Annotated in this window: 1 protein-coding gene; it reads left to right on the top strand. The window is 67.4% G+C overall.

Going from position 1 to position 270, the window contains the following annotated elements:
- Positions 1–267: zinc-finger-containing protein (locus SB749_RS19570; protein ID WP_410711774.1), on the top strand; the 267-nt coding region annotated here is incomplete at its 5' end.
- Positions 268–270 lie beyond the last annotated feature (3 nt).

Raw genomic sequence — 270 nt, 5'->3', positions numbered from 1 at the left:
CAGGCCTATATCGGCCTTCACCCCGATACCGACCTGCCCCTGGGCATCATGGCCGATCGCGCCACGGTGAAGGCGCGCAAGGAAGCCAAGGGCGCATTCCAGGCCCTGACCCAGGAACGATTTGCCGGTAAGCGCACGGAGGCCTATGCGTGGCTGGCCCGCGCCCTGGGCATTTCGCCGTCCATCTGCCATTTCGGCATGTTCAACGAGCAGCAGGCCTCCCGCGCCGGCGAAGTCTGCCGCCTCGCACGCGAGGCCCGCCAATGACCG

Origin of the sequence: Brevibacterium sp. SIMBA_078, assembly GCF_046534565.1 — a bacterium.
GTDB lineage: Bacteria > Actinomycetota > Actinomycetes > Actinomycetales > Brevibacteriaceae > Brevibacterium.
Note: the sequence above shows the minus strand (reverse complement) of the source record. Positions and strands in the feature narration are given on the sequence as shown.